We start from the raw sequence: 19,656 nt of genomic DNA, 5'->3' as shown, positions 1-19,656 counted from the left end.
AACACGCCTTTCCCATGCTCAGAAAACCCCTGCCCGGAAGACCTCTACCCGGAGAACCTCTGCTCGGAAGACCCCTCGTCCGGATCGCCGCCGCCGCGACCGGCCTCGCGCTCGCCGCCGGGTGCGGGACGTCCGCACGCGGCGCCACCGGCACCGTCGAGATCGGCTACTTCCAGGGCGCGGTCGCCGGGCCCGAGGCGGTCGTCGCGGCCCGCGAGGACCTGTCGGCCAAGGTGCCCGGGAAGATCGAGCTGCGCCCGATCGACAGCGGCGTCGCCGGCATGGCGCAGCTGCGCGCGGGCGCCTTCCCCTTCGTGGCCGGCGTCGGCAACCCGCCGTTCACCGGCGCCTTCACCAGCGGGACCGACGTCACGGCCGTGTACGTCGAGGGCATCGACGCCTCCGGCCTGGCCGTCGACGCGAAGATCAAGGCGCCGGGCGACCTGCGGAAGGTCGGCGTGCTCGTCGGCTCCACGCTGGACTTCCAGCTGCGCGGCTGGCTGAGGTCGCAGGGCCTGACCGGCAGGGTGCAGGTCGCGAGCTTCGCCAGCGAGGCCGCCGAGGCCGCCGCCTGGAAGGCGGGCAAGATCGACGCCGTCTACATCAGCCAGTCGTTCCTGCTGGAGCTGCAGAAGCACGGGGCGCGCGTACTGGTGCGGTCCACCGACATCGCCCGGCTCGGCTACGCGGCGGTCAACATGCTGGCGGTCTCCACCCCGTACGCGCGGCGGCACCGCGACGTGGTGCAGGCCCTCGTCTGCCAGATGTCCAGGGCCGAAGCGCTCGTGAAGGGACCGCGGGCCGACGAGTACATCGCGCCCGCGGCCAGGTTCGTCGGGGTCGCGCCGGCGGACGCGATCGCCGCGACCCGGACCTACCCGTACATCCCCGCCTCGGAGGAGGGCGCCTGGCTGAAGGGCCCCGACGGGACGGCCGCGACCGGGCGGCTCGCGCAGAACTTCAAGCTGACCGCGGAGTTCCTCGTCACGCAGGGCCGCGCGAAGAGCGTCCCGGACCCGGCGCGGATCGCGCGGCACATCGATCCGTCCTTCTGGGACAAGGCGCAGGCGGGAGGGTGCGAATGAGCACGACCGAGACCGAGGCGGCGGCCGCCGGGCCCGCCGCCGACGAACCGACCGGCGTGCGGTTGCGGGACGTCCGCAAGACGTTCAGCCGGCGGCGCCGCCCCGGCCGTCCCGCGCTGGACGGCGTGACCCTCGACGTGCGGCCCGGCGAGTTCCTGTGCCTGCTCGGGCCGTCCGGCTGCGGGAAGTCGACGCTGCTGAACATCCTCGCCGGGTTCACCGCCGCCGACTCCGGCGAGGTGCTGGTCGGGGGCCGCCCGGTCACCGGGCCCGGCCACGACCGGGGCGTGCTGTTCCAGACGCCGAACCTGTTCCCCTGGCTGACGACCTGGCAGAACGTCCTGTACGGGCCGAAGGCGCGCGGCGCGCTGACCCCGCGGGTCCGCGAGGAGGCCGAGCGGCTGCTGGAGACCGTCGGGCTCGCCGACGCCCGCGACGCCTACCCGCACGAGCTGTCCGGCGGCATGCGGCACCGGGCCGCGTTCGCGCGGGTGCTGGTCAACCGGCCGGGCGTCCTGCTGATGGACGAGCCGTTCGGCGCGCTGGACGCCATCACCCGCGCCGCCATGCAGCGCTTCCTGCTGGAGCTGTGGCAGCGGCACCGCACCACGATCGTCTTCGTCACCCACGACGTCGAGGAGGCGGCGCTGCTCGGCGACCGGGTGTGCGTGCTGTCGGCGCCGCCCGGCGGCACCAAGGACGTCATCGACATCGAGTTGCCGCGTCCCCGCGCCTACGAGGACACCGAGACGCTCGCGTTCGTGAACGCCAAGCGGCGCATCCGGGAGGTGCTGGAGCGATGACGGCGACGACCGGGGCACCGGCGGCCGCCGCGGCGGGCACCGCGAACGGACCGTCGCGGTCGTGGCGGCGGGTCTGGACGGGCGCCGGCGCGATCGCCCTCGCGCTGGCGGTCTGGGAGGTCGCCGCGCTGGCCATCGGCGACTCCGTCACGCTGCCGACCGTCACCGAGACCGCCCGGACGCTCGCCGAGTACCTCCGCAAGCCGTACCCGGAGGTGCAGGGCAGGACGCTGCTCGCCGACGCGCTGATCAGCACCGGGCGGATCCTCGCCGGGTTCCTGCTCGGCACGGCCGCCGGGCTGGTGCTCGGCGCGTCCATGGCCGGGGTCCGGGTGATCCGGGAGCTGGCCGACCCGATCATCGCGATCATGCGCCCGCTGCCGCCGATCGCCTTCATCCCGCTGCTGGTGGTCTGGTTCGGGATCGGCGAGACCTCGAAGATCGCGCTGATCTTCTTCGGGGTGCTGCCGATCGTGACGGTCGCGACGCTCGGCGCGCTCGACGCCGTCCCGCCCGACCTGCTGAACGCCAGCCGCAGCCTCGGCGCCTCGCAGCTGCACACCATGCTGCACGTGCGGCTGCGCGCCGCCGTGCCCGGCGTCATCACCGGGACGCGGATCGCGATGGGCGGCGCGTGGACCGCCGTCATCGCCGCCGAGATGATCGCCGCCACCGGCGGCGTCGGCTACCTCGTCCTGCAGGCCGGCAACTACCTCCAGACGCCGCTGATCTTCAGCGGGATCGCCGAGATCGCCGTGCTCGGCTTCGCCTTCGACGGCCTGCTGCGGCTGCTGCTGCGGCTCGCCGACCCCACCGTCCGCCGCTAGAAAGGGCACGCACCATGACCGAATTCCGCCGCATCGGCGGCCGCATCGGCGCCGAGTACACCGGAGCCGACCCGAACGACCTGCCCTTCGACGAGGTCAACGACGCGCTGCTCGCGCACAAGGTGCTGGTGTTCCGCGGCGCCGGCCTCGACGACGAGGGCCAGCTCCGCTTCGCCGCCCGGTTCGGGGAGCTGACCAGGGCGCACCCGACCGTCCCGTCCGTGGACGGGCAGCCCGACATCCTCCCGGTGAACGGCGAGGAGGGCATCCGCTCCAACAACTGGCACACCGACGTCACGTTCGTCCGGACGCCGCCGAAGCTCAGCACGCTGCGCGCCCTGGTCGTCCCGCCGTACGGCGGCAACACGCTCATCGCCAACTCCGCCGCCGCCTACCGGGACCTGCCGGAGCAGCTGCGGGACTTCGCCGACCGGCTGTGGGCCGTGCACACCAACGACTACGACTACGCGGTGCCGCGCAGCAACACCGAGAAGGCGCTGGAGTACCGGAAGGTCTTCACCGCGCGCCGCTACCGCACCGTCCACCCGGTGGTGCGGGTGCATCCGGAGACGGGCGAGCGCGGCCTGTTCATCGGCGGGTTCGCGCAGGAGATCGTGGGGCTGTCCGGCACCGAGTCGCGCGACGTCCTGCGGCTGCTGCAGCGGTACGTGACCCGTCCGGAGAACATCGTGCGGGTGGCGTGGAACCCCGGCGACCTCGTGCTGTTCGACAACCGCATCACCCAGCACTACGCGCCCGACGACTACGGCGACCTGCCGCGCGTCCTGCACCGCGTCACCGTCGCCGGGGACGTGCCCGTGGGCGTGGACGGCGGGTCCAGCCGCATCCTCGAAGGCGACGACGCCGGGCACTACACCCCGGCCGCGGAGGCCGCCGCGGCGTAGCGCTCCCCGGCCGGTCAGGCCCGGCGGTCCCGGACGGGACCGCCGGGCCTTTTCGCAAGGCGGCCTGTACTCGCCCGGCTACATGGTGTTACCCCAAGGGAAGGTCACTGCCGGTTGTAGTCGTCCTGAAGCTGTGAGTAACTGGTTCCGGCCGACCACGCCATGATCCAGCGAGGGGAACGACGATGGACGACTGCAGCGTTGCCCGCCGGCCCGGCCGCGGGACGGACGGGCCGGCGCCGGAGGCCGGGGCGGAGGCCGGGGCCGGGGTCGACCGCGCGGCGGCCGAGCGGGTGAGCCGGCTGCTGTCCGGGCCGAGCGGCCTCGGCACGTCGGCGGCGCGCATCCTGGACGCCCTCCGCACCGTCCCGCCGGCGACGGACGCGCCTCCTCTGGACGCGCCCATGGACGGCGCCCCGGCGCCGGCCGCGCAGGACCCTGGCGCGCCGGAGCCGGACGCGCCCGCCCCCGCCGCGCCGGAGACCGCCCTCCCGGTCCTGCCGACGCTCCTGCCGAGCCCGACGCGCAAGGGCGGCCACTTCTCGCCGGGCTACGCCGAACGCGCGTGGGGCGACGGCTCGTTCCCGCCGCTGTACTGCCCGCTGACGGCCCGGATCGACGACGACCTCGCGCTCGTCGTCAACGACCGGCTCGTCGAGTGGGCCGGCGAGGTCGGGATCTACGCCGACCAGCTCGGCAGGTTCCGCGACACCGGGTTCGGGCGGCTCGCCGTGCTCGCCCATCCCGAGACCGACGACGTCGACCCGCTGCTGCTCGCCGCCAAGATGAACGCCGCGTGGTGGGCGTGCGACGACTACTACGCCGACGAGAGCGACCTCGGCGCCGTCCCGACCGAGCTGCCGCCGCGGCTGGCGCTGGTGATGTCGGCGATGGACCCGCCGCCGGACGCGGGCAGGTACACCGCCCAGGTCGAGGAGGCCGTCCGGTCCGACCCCGTCCTCGTCGCGCTGCGCTCGGCCACCGGGCACCTGAAGCGCCACGCCGGGCCGTCGCAGCTCATGCGGGTCCTCAACACCACGTTCCAAATGTACGTGAGCTGGACGGCGTACGCGGCGTGGCGGCATCTCGGCCTGCTGCCCCCGGTGTGGCGGTACCTCGCCGCCCGGCAGCACGACAGCTTCTACACGTCCATGACGCTGATCGACATCGTCGGCGGTTACCAGCTGGACGCGAACCTGTTCTACGAGCCGCGCGTGCACCGCGCGGTGATGCAGGCGGGCACCGCCTCGGTCATCGTCAACGACCTGCACTCGGTGGAGCGGGAGGCCGCCGACGACCTGCCCGACTGCAACGTGGTGCTGCTGATCGCCGAGGAGGAGGGCTGCTCCGTCGAGGAGGCGGTCCGGACGGCCGTGGCGATGCACAACGACTTCGTCCGCGGGTTCGAGGACAGCCAGCGGGAGCTGGCCTCGGTCCCGTCCGCCGAGCTGCGGCGGTTCCTGCTCGGCGTGCAGAGCTGGATGGCCGGCTGCCTGGAGTGGCACGGCGCGTCCGACCGCTACAAGTGACGACCCCGCCCCCGAACACCCCGCCCCGATGACCCGAACCCCACGAAAGGATCACCGGACATGACCGCAACCCAGGACTCCCCGGTCCTCGGCAGCCTTTACCAGCACTCCGTCGCCGAGTACTGGAACGCCGAGCGCAACCCGGTCAACCTCCGGCTCGGCGAGGTGGACGGCATCTACCACCACCACTACGGCATCGGCCCCGTCGACTGGACGGTCCTCGACGGCCCGGCCGAGACCCGCGAGCAGCGGACCATCGCCGAGCTGCACCGGCTGGAGAGCGCCCAGGCCGACCTGCTCATGAGCCACCTCGGCCCGGTCAAGCCGGCCGACCGGCTGATGGACGCCGGGTCCGGGCGCGGCGGGTCGAGCCTCGTGGCGCACGAGCGGTTCGTCTGCCGGGTCGACGGGGTGTCGATCTCGGAGTCGCAGGTCGCGTTCGCCAACGACCAGGCCGAGCGGCGCGGGGTCGCCGGCAAGGTCCGGTTCCACTTCAAGAACATGCTCGACACCGGCTTCGAGACCGGGGCGTTCCAGGCGATCTGGAACAACGAGAGCACCATGTACGTGGAGCTGGGCCTGCTGTTCGCCGAGCACGCCCGGCTGCTGAGGCGCGGCGGCCGGTACGTGACCATCACCGGCTGCTACAACGACGCCTACGGGCTGCCGTCGCGGGCCGTCAGCGAGATCAACGCGCACTACATCTGCGACATCCACCCGCGCAGCACCTACTTCCGGGAGATGGCGGCGAACCGGCTCGTCCCGGTGAGCGTCGTCGACCTCACCTCGGCAACGATCCCGTACTGGGAGCTGCGCGCGAAGTCGACGCTGGCGACCGGCGTCGAGCAGGCGTTCCTGGACGCCTACAAGGGCGGCAGCTTCCAGTACCTGCTGATCGCCGCCGACCGGGTCTAGGCGGGCCGGGTCCGGGCGCGGGCGTGCCGCGGCCCGCCGGTGGGAGGCACCGGCGGGCCGCGGGGTCCTGGTCCGGGACGGTCCGGCGGGCGTCAGCTCGCCAGGAAGGTGCGGACGGAGTTCAGCACCGTCGTGTCGGTGAGGTAGGTGAGGTGGTTCTCGCACGGCACGTAGTTGTTGGTGGCGCCGCTGAGCATGGTGCTGGTGTAGGGGTTGATGACGCCGTCGCACGGCGAGTACCAGGTGGCGTACTTGGTGTCGCCGGGCGTCTCGTCACCGGAGGCCAGCGTCTGGATGAACGACGAGCCGGGCGACATCTGCTGGCAGGTCGTGTAGATCAGGCAGGCGTAGGCGGCGGTGGTGCCGTGGTTGGCGCCCGCGAGGGAGGCCAGGTGGCTGACGTACTGCTGGCCGCCGAGCTCCTTGATGTACCACCAGCTGACGAGCCCGCCCATCGAGTGGTTCACGATGTCGACCCTGGACGCGCCGGTCTGCGCCCGCACCTGGTTCACGTAGGAGGCCAGGCTGGCGGCGTTGGTCTTGTTGTCGCCGTAGGAGTTGTAGTTGAACGCGAACATCTCGTTGCTGCTGTAGCCGGCCGCGGCGAACACCGCCTCCGCGGTGACCCAGTTGGACGCGTTTCCGGTGTAGCCGTGGACGAAGACCACGGGCGTGTGCCCGGCCGCCTGCGCGGGCGCGCTCACGCCGACGACGGCACCGAGCACGGTGACCGCCGCGGCCAGGAGAGTGCCGAGAATCCGGCGCATCTGCTCCTCCTCGGGGGGTGGGGGTTTCGTCACCGAGTGTCGGTGCCGTCGCCGGTCCCCGCATCGGCGAAATCACCGGTCTCGCGCGTCCGGCGCGTGCTCGCGCTGGAACGTCGAGTAGAGCCACCAGAGCGACGGCAGGAGAAGCAGCGCCCCGACGCCGAGGGAGGCGAGGCTCGCGACGATGACGGAGCCGGTGGCCGCGGCGTCGTCGAGGTCGACGCCGGGCAGCAGGTGCGGGTACTGGCCGACGCCCCATCCCCACAGCAGGCCGAGGACGGCGAGGGCGGCGGTGGCGCGGACGGCGACGTACGCGCGCCGCCACAGCAGGACCATCGACGCGAGCCCGGCCGCGATCGACACCGCGAGCAGCGGCAGCCCCCGCCCGGAGGTCAGCTCGGTGAACAGCCGCGGCGCGTCGGCGTGCAGGACGGCGAGGCCGCCGCCCGACAGCGCGCCGACCACCGCGCCGGCGGCCAGCGCCCGCCGCCGGAACCGCTCGGCCAGCCCGGGGTGCCCGCCGCGCTCGGCGTCCCGGGTGAGGTAGACGGCGGCGAGGTAGGCGGCGACGCCGACCGCGAGGCCGCCGGTGATCAGCGAGGTCGGGTTGACCCAGCTGGTCACGAGGTCGCCCTCGGCCAGCCCGGGAGGGACGCGGAAGGAGGCGATCGCGCCGGCGACCGTGCCGAGGAAGAACGGGGTGACGAGCGAGGAGAACGCGAACGTGGCGCCGAACAGCCGCTGCTGCCACAGCGCCGTGCTGGCCTTGCGGAACGCGAACGCGGCGCCGCGCGCGATGATGCCGAGCGCGGCGAGCGTCAGCGGGATGTAGAGGGTGGAGGCGAGCGCCGCGAACACCGCCGGCAGGCCCGTCCAGGTGACGACCAGGACGAAGATCAGCCACACGTGGTTGGTCTCCCACACCGGGCCGATGGAGTGCTCGATCAGGGACCGCTGCGGCCGGCCGCGCTCGCTGCCGCCGGCGATCAGGTCCCAGACGCCGCCGCCGAAGTCGGCGCCGGCGAACAGCACGTAGGCGCTGAGGCCGATCCACAGCACGGCGAGGAGGATCTCGGCCGCCACGGATCAGACCACCGTGAATCCGGTGACGTCCTGCTCCTGCGGCGCGATCGGCACGGGCTCGTCGCGGGCCAGGCGCCGCAGCACGTACACCGACGCGGCGGTGAGCACGGCGTACACGGCGCCGACCAGCACGGCGCCCCAGACCAGGCCGGGCGCCGGGTTGACGGCGTCGGCCGTGCGCAGGACCCCGTACACGATCCACGGCTGCCGCCCGACCTCCGTGACCGTCCAGCCGGCTTCGAGGGCGGCGACGGCGGCGACGCCCGACACCGAGGTGGCCAGCAGGAACCAGCGGGTGCGGGGCATGTCGCGGCGGCGCCACCAGTACACGCCGAGCCAGAGCGCCAGCAGCAGCATCGCGAGCCCGAGGCCGACCATCGCCTGGAAGCCCCAGTGGACCATGTTCACGGGCGGGCGCGCCGAGGGCGGCACCGTGTTCAGGCCGGCGATCTCGGCGTCCGGGTCGGCGTGCGCCAGCAGCGACAGCCCGCGCGGGATCCCGATCGCGTAGCGCAGCCTGCCGTCGACCGCGACGCCCGCGATGTGCAGCGGGACGCCGCGCGCGGTGTCGTACACGCCCTCCATCGCGGCCAGCTTGATCGGCTGGTGGTCGGCGACGAACCGCGCCGCCCAGTCGCCCACGACGATCTGCGGCAGCGCGACGGCGGCGGCGACGGTGAACGGCAGCAGCAGGCCGAGCCGGTGGTAGCGGTCGCGGCGCCCGCGCAGCATCGCCACCGCGTACACCGACGCCATGCCGAACCCGGCGACCATGAACGCGGCGAGGATCATGTGGACGGTCTGCGAGGGGGTCGACGGGTTGAACATCGCCCGCCAGGGACGCACCTCCACCACGCGGCCGTTCTGCGTGCGGAAGCCGACGGGCGCCTGCATCCACGCGTTCGCGGTCACCACGAAGAACGCGCTGAGCACGCCGGCGACGACGATCGGCACGCCGGACAGCAGGTGCTTCACCGGGCTCAGCCGGTCCCACGCGTACAGGTACACGCCGAGGAAGATCGCCTCGATGAAGAACGCGACGCCCTCCATCGAGAACGGCAGCCCGATGACCTGCCCGTAGACGCCCATCATGCCGGGCCACAGCAGGCCCATCTCGAACGACAGGATCGTCCCGGACACGGCGCCGACGGCGAACAGCACGCCCATCGCGCGGCCCCACCGGCGGGCGAGCAGCCGGTAGTTCGGGTCGCCGGTGCGGTGGCCGCGCCATTCGGCGATCAGGGTGATGGCGGGCATGCCGACGCCGAGGCAGGCGAGGACGATGTGCCAGCCGAGCGAGACGGCCATCTGGGTCCGCGCGGCGACGAGGTCGCCCGGCGTCGCACCGGCCGCCAGCTGCCCCATCACGGTCACGTGCCGCTCCCCCTCGGATGCCGTTCGCGCGGTGTCCGGCGGGGTCGTACCCGGGCGCCGCGCGGCGACGCGGCGCCCGGAACGATCATGGGCGGGGGTTGACCATTCCGGGTGTCAGCCCTGGTCGCGCCGGGCGCGGGCGCGGCGCTTGCCCTCGTGCATCGCCTGGACGCGGGCGATGGGGATGGTGTGGCCCTCCTCGACGAGGTCGGCGGGCAGCGGGCGCGCGGCGGGCATCAGCTCCGCCCAGGGGTCGCGGCCGGCGAGCAGTCCGGCCGCCGTGCGGACGGTGAAGGCGCGCGGGTCGGCGGCGTCGAGCGCGTCCCACGGGACGGGGAAGGACACCGGGGTGCCGGGCCTGATCCGGGGGCTGTAGGCGGCGGCGACGGTCGCGCCGCCCGCCCTGGTCGAGTCGAGGAACACCTTGCCGGCGCGGTCCTCGCGGATGAACGCCGTGGTGGCGAGGCCCGGGTCGAGGCGTTCGGCGCGGGCGGCGAGCGCGCGGGTCGCCGCCGCGGCGTCGTCGGCGGCCGTGCGGCCGTCGAGCGGGACGAACACGTGCAGGCCCTTGGACCCGCTGGTCTTCACCGCGCCGTCGAGCCCGCAGCCGGCGAGCGCGCGCCGCACCAGGTGCGCGGCGCCGACCGCGGCGGAGAACGGGCCGCCGTCCGGCGGGTCGATGTCCATCACCAGGTGGGTGGGGTGCCCGGGGTCGGCGGCGAGGGCGAGCGGCGGGTGGTACTCGACCGCGCGCTGGTTGGCGAACCACAGCAGCGTGCGGCGGTCGTCGCACAGCGCGTAGGACACCTCCCGCTGCGACGTCTCGGCCCACACGGTGACCCGCCGCACCCACGGCGGCGTGTACCTGGGGAGGTTCTTCTGCATGAACGGCTTCTGGCCGCGCAGCACGCGGATGACCGACAGCGGACGGCCCGCCAGCCGCGGGACGAGCCGGTCCGCGACGGCGTCGAGGTAGTCGACCAGGTCGCGCTTGGTCGCCCCGGCCCCGTCGAACAGCGGCTGGTCGAGGTTGGTCAGCCGGACCCCGTCGCGCTCCTCTTCCGTACTCACGGCTCCACCTTCGCACGCGCCTCCGACAGGCCGTTCGGGTAGCGTCGGGGCGTGTACATCTCCGCACATTTCTCGGCCGGTGACGCCGAGGTCCGGGCGCTGCTCGACGGCTGCGGCGCGGCCGACCTCGTGACGAGCACGCCGCGCGGCCTCATCGCCACGTTCCTTCCCGTCCTGTACGACCCGGACGCCGGCGAGCACGGCGCGCTGCTCGCGCACGTCGCCCGCAACAACGACCAGTGGAGCGAGCCCGCGCAGGGCGAGTCGCTGTTCATTCTGCACGGTCCCGACGCGTACGTGACGCCGTCGTGGTACCCGTCCAAGGCCGAGCACGGGCGGGTCGTGCCGACGTGGAACTACCTCACCGCGCACGTCTACGGGCGGCTGGTCGTCCACGACGACCCGGCGTGGCTGGAGTCGCTGGTGCGGCGGCTCACCGACAAGCACGAGGCGGGCCGTCGCGACCCCTGGTCGGTGGACGACACGCCGCCGGAGTTCATCGCCGGGCAGCTGCGCGCGATCGTCGGGCTGGAGCTCGTCATCACCCGGATCGAGGCGAAGGCGAAGCTGAGCCAGAACCGGCCGGCGGCCGACCGGGACGGCGTCGCCGCCGCGTACCTCGCCGAGGGTGCCCCGGCCATGGCCGAGGCCATGCGCGGGGCCGCGCGGCCGGACGCGCCGGAGCGGTGAACGCCCGCACGGTCAGCCCGGTGCTCGTCGGCCGCGAGCGCGAGTCCGCCGCGCTCGACGCGGCCTTCCGCGACGCCCGCGCCGGGACGCCCTCGGCGGTGCTGCTCGGTGGTGAGGCCGGGGTCGGCAAGACCCGGCTGGTCGGCGAGTTCGGTGCGCGCGCCCGCGCGGAGGGCGCGCGGGTGCTGGTCGGCGGCTGCCTGGAGCTCGGCACCGAGGGGCTGCCGTTCGCGCCGTTCACCGCGGCGCTGCGCGGGCTCGTCCGCGACGTCGGCGTGGACGGGGTGCGCGGCCTGCTGCCCGCGGGCGCGGGCGACGGGCTGGCCCGGCTGCTGCCCGACTTCGGCGACGCCGACGCGGGCGCGTTCACCGGGGAGTCGCGGGCCCGGCTGTTCGAGCTGGTGCTGACGCTGCTGGAGCGGCTCGCCGCGTCCGGGCCGGTGGTGCTGGTCGTCGAGGACGCGCACTGGGCGGACGCCTCGACCCGCGACCTGCTGACGTTCCTCGTCCGCAACCTGGGCGCCGGGGACGCGCTGCTGATCGTCGTCACGTACCGGACCGACGAGCTGCACCGGGCGCATCCGCTGCGCCCGGTCCTCATCGAGCTGGAGCGCGTCGACCACGTCGCGCGCGTCGAGGTCGGGCGGCTCGGCCGGAACGAGGTCGGCGAGCTGGTGCGCGGCATCCTCGGCACGGACCCGCCGGCCGGCACGCTCGCGGACGTGTTCGAGCGCAGTGAGGGCAACCCGCTGTTCGTCGAGGCGCTGGTCGGCTCGGGCGCGGGCCGGGACCTGCCGGAGTCGCTGCGCGACCTGCTGCTCGGCGCCGTCCAGCGGCTGCCGGAGGAAACCCAGGAGATCCTGCGGGTGGCGGCGGGCGGCGGCGCGCGGATCGAGCACGAGCTGCTCGCGGCGGTCGCCGGGCTGGACGACCGGGAGCTGACCCGCGGGCTGCGGCCCGCCGTGGCGGCCAACACGCTGGTGGTGGACGGCGACGGCTACGCGTTCCGGCACGCGCTGATCCGCGAGGCGGTGCACGACGACCTGCTGCCGGGCGAGCGGACGCGGCTGCACGTCCGGTACGCGCGGGTGCTGGAGGAGCACCCGGAGCTGATGCCGGACCGGGCTCGGGCGGTGACGCTGGCCCACCACTGGCACGCGGCGCACGACGTCGTCCGGGCGCTGACCGCGGCGTGGCGGGCCGTCGGGGAGACCCGGCGGGCGCTCGCCTACGCGGAGGCGCTGCGGATGGCGTCGCGGGTGCTCGGGCTGTGGGACCGGGTGCCGGACGCGGCGGAGCGCATCGGCGTCCCGCACGTCCAGGTGATGGAGGAGGCCGTCACGCTGGCGGACCTCGCGGGCGAGCCGGATGTCGGGATCAGGCTGGCGACCGAGGCGCTGCGGCACGAGGAGGCGGCCGGGGATCCGATGCGGGCGGCGCGGCTGCACGAGCTGCGCGGCATGCTGCGGCTGCGGGCGGGGAGCGACAAGGCGCCGGCGGACCTGCGCGAGGCGGCCCGGCTGGTGCCGGCCGACCCGCCGTCGGCCGAGCGGGCGCGGGTGCTCGCGACGCTCGCCACGAAGATCATCGGCCTGCACGGCACCCGCCGGGAGGCCCTGGACGCGGCGCGCGAGGCGCTGGAGGTCGCGCGGGCCGTCGGGGACACCGAGTCCGAGCTGTCGGTCGAGCTGAACCTGGCCTGGCTCGACCTGTTCGACCAGGACGACCCGGAGGCGTTCCTCGCCCGGATCGGGCGGGTCGCGGCGCGGGCCTCGCAGGTCCGGGCGTTCGATCCGCTGCTGCGCGCGTTCACCAACCACTCCGACGTGCTGGAGATGTACGGGCGGCACGCGGAGGCCGCCGAGGTCGCCGCCGAGGGCGTCGGCCGGGCGGAGGAGTACGGGCTGGCCCGGTCGGCGGGCGCGTTCCTGTCGATCAACGCGGCGGAGCCGCTGGTGTCGCTCGGCCGGTGGGACGAGGCGCTCGGCGTGATCGGGCGGACGCTGCCGCGGACGTCGGCGGGCGTCATCCGGGCGGGGCTGCACAACCTGGCGGGGGCGGTGGAGCTGGCCCGGGGCGACCTCGCCGCCGCCGAGCGGCACGCGGCGGAGACGCCCGGGCTGATCGCGCGCGGCGCGGCGCGCCGCGCGCAGAACCTGTTCCCGGTGTGCCGGCTGAGCGGGCTGATCGCGCTCGCGCGGGGCCGTCCGGCCGAGGCCCTGGACGCGCTCGACCCGATCCTCACCGACGTCGGCCTGCCCGACGAGTCCCGGTACGCGCTGCCGGGGCTGGTGGTCGCGGCCGCCGCCTGCGCGGAGCTGGGCGACACGGGCGCGCTGGCCAAGGTGCGGGCCCGCGTGGAGGGGCTGCGCGTCTACGGGCCGGTGCAGGAGGCGCACCGGCTGACGTTCACGGCGGAGGCCGCGCGCGCCGAGGGCGTCCTGGACCAGGCGGCGTGGGACGCGGCGGCCGCGGCGTGGGACGCGCTGCACCAGCCGTACGAGACGGCGTCCGCGCTGGTCAGGGCCGGGGAGGCCGCGCTCGCGGCCGGTGACCGGGACCGCGCGGGCGCGGCGCTGCGGCGGGCCGCGGAGCTGGCGGGCGCCCTGCGGGCCGGTCCGCTGCGGGAGCGCGCCGCCGACCTCGCGCGCCGCGCCGGGGTCCCGCTCGGCGGCGACCGGTGGTCGCCCGGGCTCGGGCTCACCCCGCGCGAGACGGAGGTGCTGCGGCTCGTCGCCGCCGGGCGCAGCAACCGGGAGATCGCCGAGGCGCTGTTCATCTCGGTGAAGACCGCCAGCGTGCACGTGTCCCACATCCTCGGCAAGCTCGGCGTCGCCGGCCGCGGCGAGGCCGCCGCGGCCGCCCACCGGCTCCGCCTCTTCGACTAGCCGGTCACCGGCGCGGGCGGTCGCCGGGGCGGGCGCGGTGGACGGTCAGGCGGTGGGGCGGAGCGGGACGATCCTGGTGGTGACGCGGGCGTGCGGGCGCTCCGCCGCACCGGCCGCGCCCGCCGCGCGGCCGCAGGTGTGGGACGCGACGTCGCCCCCGACGTGCAGGCCGGTCGGGACGAGCCGGTTCGTCCGGAACGCCAGCGACGGGTCGCGCAGCATCGGGTTCGACCAGGGGATCACCTCCGACAGCAGCGTGAACGTCGGGTCGATCACCTTGGTGACGCCGTCGTCGTCGACGACCTCCACCCAGGCGTGCACGACGTCGGGCAGCCCGACCACCCAGCCGATCCGGGTCGTCGCGGGCACGCCCTCCTCGCGGCACAGCCGCTCGATGTAGCGGCTGGCGGCACCGCAGCCGGCGAAGCCGCGCGGGACGAGGTCCGGGGTGGACGGTCAGGCGGTGGGGCGGAGCGGGACGATCCTGGTGGTGACGCGGGCGTGCGGGCGCTCCGCCGCACCGGCCGCGCCCGCCGCGCGGCCGCAGGTGTGGGACGCGACGTCGCCCCCGACGTGCAGGCCGGTCGGGACGAGCCGGTTCGTCCGGAACGCCAGCGACGGGTCGCGCAGCATCGGGTTCGACCAGGGGATCACCTCCGACAGCAGCGTGAACGTCGGGTCGATCACCTTGGTGACGCCGTCGTCGTCGACGACCTCCACCCAGGCGTGCACGACGTCGGGCAGCCCGACCACCCAGCCGATCCGGGTCGTCGCGGGCACGCCCTCCTCGCGGCACAGCCGCTCGATGTAGCGGCTGGCGGCACCGCAGCCGGCGAAGCCGCGCGGGACGAGGTCCGGGTCGTCGCGCAGCTCGACGGGCAGGCGCAGGTAGCGCGGCTCCGCGCCGGTGAACTCGCGGACGATCGCGCGCAGCGCGGGCGCGCGCAGCACCGGGCAGTCGCCGACCGTCCGCAGCACCGCCGAGATCGCCATCGCGGGCCCGGACGACCGCGCGGTGGTCGCCGCCGCGTCGGGCGCCGCGGCGACGCGGCGGCCCCCGCGCCCCGGATGCGCGAGGACGTGGCGGACCGCCCCGCCGTACGCGCCGGTGCGGGGCCGGGCGAGGGCGTTGTGGGCGTCGGGACGGCAGCCGTCGGGGTCCCCGCAGGCGACGCGGAGCTCGAACCGGGACACGCGCGGCGCGATGAGGTCCTCGCACGACGAGCGGGTCCAGCGCAGCAGCGACGTGACGTCCCGCTCCACCGGCGTGCGGCCCGTCCCGGAGTAGAGGGCGAGGTTGAACAGGTCGCGCGAGTCGAACCGCTCCCGGCCGCGCTCGCCGGTGGACGGCAGGCCGTGCCGGGCGAGCGCGGTCAGGGTCCGGTCGTCGCAGGCGAGCAGGCGCGCGGCCTCGGCGCGCCCGGTGTCGGGGCGGTGGTGGCCGGGCGGGATGACGTAGAGCCCTTCGAGCGCGCGCAGGAGCCGGCGATCGGCGCCGTCCCCGGCGCGGGCCCGCGCCGGGGCCCGGTGTGCGGTGCCCATGTCAGCGCGTCACGATGCGGTAGTCGGACGGGTCGAGGGTGCGGGTGCGGCGGCGGTAGCCGAGCATCGTGCCGGGCCAGTTGCTGGCATTGCGGCGGCGGCCGTCCGCGCCGGCGCCGGAGCGCAGGTACCAGCTGTCGCAGCCGCCGGCGTTCCAGACCGTCCCGTCCAGGCGGCGCTGGAGCGCGGAGTCGAAGTCGGCGAGCACGCCCTCCCGGACGTCCATGTAGAGCACCTCCGGGTCGCGCAAAGCGCGGGCCGCCTGCACGATGTAGGAGATCTGGCTTTCGAGCATGTGCACCACCGACCCCGAGCCGACATTGGTGTTGGGCCCGTACATCAGGAAGAAGTTCGGGAAGCCCGCGACGGCCATCCCCAGGTAGGCTCGCGGTCCGTCCCGCCACGCCTCGTCCAGGTCCCGCTCAGTGAGACCTGTCACGCGCATCGGGGCGACGAAGTCCCGGGTGCGGAAGCCGGTGCCCATGATGACGGTGTCGGCGGGGTGCTCGCGCCCGTCGGCGGTGACGAGGCCGTCCGGGGTGGCGCCGACGACCGCGCTGGTGACCACGTCCACCTGCGGAAGGTCGAGGGCGCGGTAGTAGTCGCTGGAGACCAGGACGCGCTTGCAGCCGAGCTCGTAGCCGGGGACGAGGCGCTCGCGCAGCCGCCGGTCCTTCACCGACCACAGCGTGGTGCGGCAGAGCGCGCGGATGTGCGCCGACAGCAGCCGGCGGGCGCGCGGCGACACCAGCATCGGGTTCAGCAGCGCCTCGAACCAGACGAACACCGCGAGCCGCGACAGCCGGGGCAGCAGCGGGATCCGCCGGTTGAGCGCGGCGCGCAGCCGCGGGTAGCGGCGGTCCCACTTCCAGCCGACCCACTGCGGTTCGCGCTGGAAGACGGTCAGTCTCGCCGCGTGCGGCGCGATCCGGGGGACGAACTGCACCGCGCTCGCGCCGTTGCCGACGACCGCGACGGTCCGCCCGGTGAGGTCGTGGCCGTGGTCCCAGCGCGCGGAGTGGAACACGGTGCCCGTGAAGTCCTCCAGTCCCGGGATGTCCGGCATCGCCGGGACGCTCAGCTGCCCGCACGCCGCGACGAGCAGGTCGGCCCGGTGCACCTCTCCCCCGGCCGTCCGCAGGTTCCACTGCCCGGCCTCCGGATCGAAGCCGGCGCGGGTGATCTCGCAGTCGAACCGGACGTGCTCCAGGACGCCGTACTTGCGCGCGCAGTGCCGCAGGTAGGCGAGGATCTCCGGCTGCGGCGCGAACCGCCGCGACCAGTCCGGCTTCGGCTCGAAGGAGTAGGAGTACAGGTGCGACGGGGCGTCGCAGGCGGCGCCCGGGTAGGTGTTGTCCCGCCACACGCCGCCGACGTCGCCGGCGCGCTCGAACACCGTCAGGTCGGTGAAGCCGGCGCGGATCAGCCGGGCGGCGAGCCCGATCCCGCTGAACCCGCTGCCCACGATCGCGATCGACGGCCGTCCCGGCATGCCCGTCACATCCCTCGCTAATTGGCGTTATGCCAATAGTGACGGACGCACCGTCAGAATGAAACGGCGGGACCGCCCCGGCGCGGGACGCGGGCGGCCCGAGGCGGCGCGAAGCGGACGGCGGCGGAAAACGGGCGCGCTCAGCCGCGCGCCGCGGGGCGCCACGGCGAATCCGGCTCGGTTGCACGCGGGCGCTCAGCGACGCGCAGCGCGTAGGTGGGGGTGTCGGCGGCGACCGGGCCGAGGTAGGCGTGCCCCGTCAGATGGCACCAGGCGGGCAGGTCGATCGGCGCCGCCGGGTCGCCGGCGATGAGATGGACGACCGTCCCGGGCTCCAGGCCCGCCAGGTGCCCGCGCAGTTCCAGCAGCAGCCGCACGCAGGAGCGGTCCCCGCCGTCGATGACCACCGGTTCCGAACCCATCCGGCCTCCCCCAGCGCCCGCTTCTCCGGCGGGCATTCACCCCATGGGGGAAATATAGGGCTTTGGGGGCTCCGCTTGCCGCGGAACAACCCGTGGCGGGCGGCCGTTACACAGAACGGGATCACGCCGCACCGCGGTGGACGATCCCGCCGGAGTGCCGGCAAGGGCGATCGACAGCTCGCCCCGGTGCGGCTTCGGAGCAGCGGGGGCCGAATCCGGCCGCCGCCCGCGGATCCCGTCGGAGTCACCGTCCGGGGTCGCGCATGCGCGCATCCGAAGCGACGAACACGGAGCAATCGGAAGCGAACGCGATGATCGACAATATGAGGGACCGGCGCCCCACTCTTGACCCTCTCTTTCAGGCTTCGTCCAGCTTTGGGGCTTACAGTCGCAGTGAAGCACCCCCAGAAGTCACCCACGTGAGGAACCTGACCTTGGGGCGAGCCATGGATCTCGGAGCGGCGCGAGTGGAGAGCACGGAGACCTGCGGGACGGTGTCCTTCCCCGCGGAGGTCGACCTGAGCAACGGCGAGGCCATCCTCGCCCAGGCCCTCGGGCTGCTCGACTCCGGGGCGCCCGCTCTCATCCTCGACCTGTCCGGCTGCACGTTCTGCGACTCCAACGCGCTGAACATCATCCTGCGCTCGCAGATGCGCGCCACCGAGCTCGGCGTGCCGATGTGGGTGGTGCTGCCGCCGCGCGGCATCGTCCGCCGGGTCGCCGAGGTCGCGGGCCTGCCGCGCCGCGTCGCCATCGCGCCGGACGTGACGACCGCCCGCGAGGCGCTCGAACCCGTCACGCACGCCTGATCCCGGCGGCGGCCGGTCCGCCGGGGGGGGTGGGGCGTCCTCAGCCGACGCGCTCGATCCGGGCGTGCCGGATCAGGAATCTCCCCGCCTCGCGCACCTGCTCGAACGCCGCGTCGTTCAGCAGCACGCAGCTGCCCGACGCCGACGTGACGGCGACCGTGGTGGACCTGCCGTTGTCGAGGTTCGTCACCTTCACCTTCGTCCCGACCGGCAGCCGGTCGCTGGACGCGGCGGGCGCGCCGGCCTCGCCGGACAGCGTCACCGTCGACCCCGGGCACACGACGTCGCCGCCCCCGGACGCCGCGGGCCCCGCACTCCGCGACGGCGGTGCGGACGGAGCGGGCGCTCCCGTCGGCGCGGCCGCCGTGCCGGAGGACGGCTCCGGCGCCGCGCCCGAACCGCCGGCTGCTTCCTCCTCCTTGCTGCAGAAGGACTCGGTGAAGGCGTCGACGGCCTCGCCTCGCGCCTTCTTCGCCCGCGCGCCCAGGCACAGCGACGTGACCTTGTTCGCGGGCCCGAGCCCGCTCGTCGCGTTGACCGTGCCGGCGAACCGCTCGCGCTGCCTGCAGTGGAAGGCCAGCCCGAAGTCCAGATCCGGGTCGCCCTTGGCCGCCTGCGCGTCGACCGCCCGGCAGACCGCGCTGACCTGCATCGCGGGCTTCTCGCCCTTCGCGCGCGCCGCCTGCCTCTCGTTCTCCAGCCGCGCGAACTGGGTCTGGTCGCACCGCTCGGCGGCGGCGACGTCGACCGCCCGCCCCGCCGTGATCCGCTGCTGGAGGGCGGCGCAGCCGGACGACTCCGCCGCCACCCGTCCCGCCTGCCGCTGCTCGCCTCCCCCGCAAGCGCCCGCGCCGAGCACCGCCAGCAGCCAGGCCGTGCCGAGCACCGCGCGCACCGCGTTCCGCCGCATCATTCGAACCGCTCCTTCCGGTGGGGACTCGCCTTGGTTACGCGCACCGCCGGACGGCCGGTTCATAGATCAACTCCGCCTTAAGTCCGCCCGAACTCCGCCTTGACCGGCGCGTTCGCGTGCCGCGGCGGGGCGCTGCGCCGCGCGATCTCTTTGCGTGATCTTGTGGTTCGCGGGAAGCCGCGCGCTCGCGGACCGGGCATGCATCACGAGGACCGACGCGGACGGGTGCGAGAGCGGGGCGCGATGCAGGTGCAGCCGACGGGCGGACTCGGGCGGATCCCGATCCTGGACGTGGCCCCGGTGGTGGGGGGCGGCCGGTGGCCGGCGAAGGCCGTGGTGGGCGAGACGGTCGAGGTGTCGGCGACGGTGTTCCGCGAGGGGCACGAGATGCTCGGCGCGGCGGTGGTGCTGCGTTCCCCGGACGGCATGGAGCAGCCGGGCGAGCGGATGTCGGAGGTCGGTGTCGGGCTGGACCGGTGGGCGGCGCGGGTGACGCCGGACCGGATGGGCCTGTGGTCCTTCCGGGTCGAGGCGTGGGGCG

General features: G+C 74.6%; 19 protein-coding genes. 10 read left to right on the top strand and 9 right to left on the bottom strand.

All coding sequences use genetic code 11. The annotated features are described in order from the left end of the window. Nucleotides 1–14: 14 nt before the first annotated feature. From J4557_RS26945 to J4557_RS26920, 6 genes are all read left to right on the top strand, one after another. Nucleotides 15–1,085 carry an ABC transporter substrate-binding protein gene (locus J4557_RS26945; protein WP_208269539.1) on the top strand — a complete coding sequence of 357 codons (1,071 nt, stop codon included), beginning with the start codon at nucleotides 15–17 and terminating at the stop codon, nucleotides 1,083–1,085. After that, nucleotides 1,082–1,888, top strand: a complete 807-nt coding sequence (locus J4557_RS26940; RefSeq protein WP_208269538.1) for an ABC transporter ATP-binding protein — start codon at nucleotides 1,082–1,084, stop codon at nucleotides 1,886–1,888. The genes J4557_RS26945 and J4557_RS26940 overlap by 4 nt, the downstream gene beginning before the upstream one ends. Further along, nucleotides 1,885–2,715 (top strand): ABC transporter permease, encoded by an 831-nt coding sequence (locus J4557_RS26935; protein WP_208269537.1) that lies wholly within the window; start codon nucleotides 1,885–1,887, stop codon nucleotides 2,713–2,715. Before J4557_RS26940 ends, J4557_RS26935 begins: the two co-directional genes overlap by 4 nt. A 14-nt stretch (nucleotides 2,716–2,729) precedes the next feature. Then, entirely contained in the window at nucleotides 2,730–3,620 is an 891-nt protein-coding gene (locus tag J4557_RS26930; RefSeq protein WP_208269536.1) for a TauD/TfdA dioxygenase family protein, read from the top strand. A 185-nt stretch (nucleotides 3,621–3,805) separates the two neighbouring features. Continuing rightward, a complete protein-coding gene (locus J4557_RS26925; protein WP_208269535.1) occupies nucleotides 3,806–5,149 on the top strand; it encodes a family 2 encapsulin nanocompartment cargo protein terpene cyclase in 1,344 nt (447 codons plus the stop codon). A 60-nt stretch (nucleotides 5,150–5,209) separates the two neighbouring features. Then, entirely contained in the window at nucleotides 5,210–6,064 is an 855-nt protein-coding gene (locus J4557_RS26920) for a geranyl diphosphate 2-C-methyltransferase (RefSeq protein ID WP_208269534.1), read from the top strand. 92 nt (nucleotides 6,065–6,156) lie between these two features. On the opposite strand, the gene J4557_RS26915 is transcribed toward J4557_RS26920, so the two are convergent. From J4557_RS26915 to J4557_RS26900, 4 genes are all read right to left on the bottom strand, one after another. Continuing rightward, nucleotides 6,157–6,831 (bottom strand): esterase/lipase family protein, encoded by a 675-nt coding sequence (locus tag J4557_RS26915; RefSeq protein WP_208269533.1) that lies wholly within the window; start codon nucleotides 6,829–6,831, stop codon nucleotides 6,157–6,159. A gap of 72 nt (nucleotides 6,832–6,903) precedes the next feature. Continuing rightward, complete coding sequence (locus J4557_RS26910) at nucleotides 6,904–7,914, bottom strand: cytochrome d ubiquinol oxidase subunit II (RefSeq protein WP_208269532.1); 1,011 nt, start codon at nucleotides 7,912–7,914, stop codon at nucleotides 6,904–6,906. A 3-nt stretch (nucleotides 7,915–7,917) separates the two neighbouring features. Beyond that, a complete protein-coding gene (locus J4557_RS26905; protein ID WP_208269687.1) occupies nucleotides 7,918–9,279 on the bottom strand; it encodes a cytochrome ubiquinol oxidase subunit I in 1,362 nt (453 codons plus the stop codon). Nucleotides 9,280–9,402: 123 nt separating this feature from the next. Beyond that, nucleotides 9,403–10,359, bottom strand: a complete 957-nt coding sequence (locus J4557_RS26900; protein WP_208269531.1) for a DNA polymerase domain-containing protein — start codon at nucleotides 10,357–10,359, stop codon at nucleotides 9,403–9,405. A gap of 51 nt (nucleotides 10,360–10,410) precedes the next feature. Between J4557_RS26900 and J4557_RS26895 the strand changes: the two genes are divergently transcribed. After that, nucleotides 10,411–11,049, top strand: a complete 639-nt coding sequence (locus J4557_RS26895) for an FMN-binding negative transcriptional regulator (RefSeq protein WP_208269530.1) — start codon at nucleotides 10,411–10,413, stop codon at nucleotides 11,047–11,049. Continuing rightward, nucleotides 11,046–13,937 carry a helix-turn-helix transcriptional regulator gene (locus J4557_RS51115; protein WP_208269529.1) on the top strand — a complete coding sequence of 964 codons (2,892 nt, stop codon included), beginning with the start codon at nucleotides 11,046–11,048 and terminating at the stop codon, nucleotides 13,935–13,937. The genes J4557_RS26895 and J4557_RS51115 overlap by 4 nt, the downstream gene beginning before the upstream one ends. 45 nt (nucleotides 13,938–13,982) lie before the next feature. Here J4557_RS51115 and J4557_RS26885 read toward each other — a convergent pair whose 3' ends face one another. From J4557_RS26885 to J4557_RS26870, 4 genes are all read right to left on the bottom strand, one after another. Further along, entirely contained in the window at nucleotides 13,983–14,306 is a 324-nt protein-coding gene (locus tag J4557_RS26885; RefSeq protein ID WP_208269528.1) for a hypothetical protein, read from the bottom strand. A gap of 87 nt (nucleotides 14,307–14,393) precedes the next feature. Further along, nucleotides 14,394–15,479: a hypothetical protein gene (locus tag J4557_RS26880; RefSeq protein WP_208269527.1), complete on the bottom strand. Its 1,086-nt coding sequence runs from the start codon at nucleotides 15,477–15,479 to the stop codon at nucleotides 14,394–14,396. 1 nt (nucleotide 15,480) lies between these two features. Then, nucleotides 15,481–16,971 carry a flavin-containing monooxygenase gene (locus J4557_RS26875; protein WP_208269526.1) on the bottom strand — a complete coding sequence of 497 codons (1,491 nt, stop codon included), beginning with the start codon at nucleotides 16,969–16,971 and terminating at the stop codon, nucleotides 15,481–15,483. A gap of 140 nt (nucleotides 16,972–17,111) precedes the next feature. Next, nucleotides 17,112–17,393, bottom strand: coding sequence for a sulfurtransferase TusA family protein (locus J4557_RS26870; RefSeq protein WP_208269525.1), 282 nt, complete (start codon nucleotides 17,391–17,393; stop codon nucleotides 17,112–17,114). A gap of 467 nt (nucleotides 17,394–17,860) precedes the next feature. Here J4557_RS26870 and J4557_RS26865 point away from each other — a divergent pair, with 467 nt between their 5' ends. Beyond that, nucleotides 17,861–18,202: an STAS domain-containing protein gene (locus tag J4557_RS26865; RefSeq protein WP_208269524.1), complete on the top strand. Its 342-nt coding sequence runs from the start codon at nucleotides 17,861–17,863 to the stop codon at nucleotides 18,200–18,202. Nucleotides 18,203–18,242: 40 nt separating this feature from the next. On the opposite strand, the gene J4557_RS26860 is transcribed toward J4557_RS26865, so the two are convergent. After that, nucleotides 18,243–19,115 carry a hypothetical protein gene (locus J4557_RS26860; protein ID WP_208269523.1) on the bottom strand — a complete coding sequence of 291 codons (873 nt, stop codon included), beginning with the start codon at nucleotides 19,113–19,115 and terminating at the stop codon, nucleotides 18,243–18,245. Nucleotides 19,116–19,340: 225 nt separating this feature from the next. Between J4557_RS26860 and J4557_RS26855 the strand changes: the two genes are divergently transcribed. Continuing rightward, nucleotides 19,341–19,656, top strand: a 316-nt coding sequence (locus J4557_RS26855) for a maltotransferase domain-containing protein (protein WP_307800231.1), incomplete at its 3' end; no start/stop codon positions are given.

It is taken from the genome of Actinomadura nitritigenes (assembly GCF_017573545.1).
GTDB classification, from domain to species: domain Bacteria; phylum Actinomycetota; class Actinomycetes; order Streptosporangiales; family Streptosporangiaceae; genus Spirillospora; species Spirillospora nitritigenes.
Note: the sequence above shows the minus strand (reverse complement) of the source record. Positions and strands in the feature narration are given on the sequence as shown.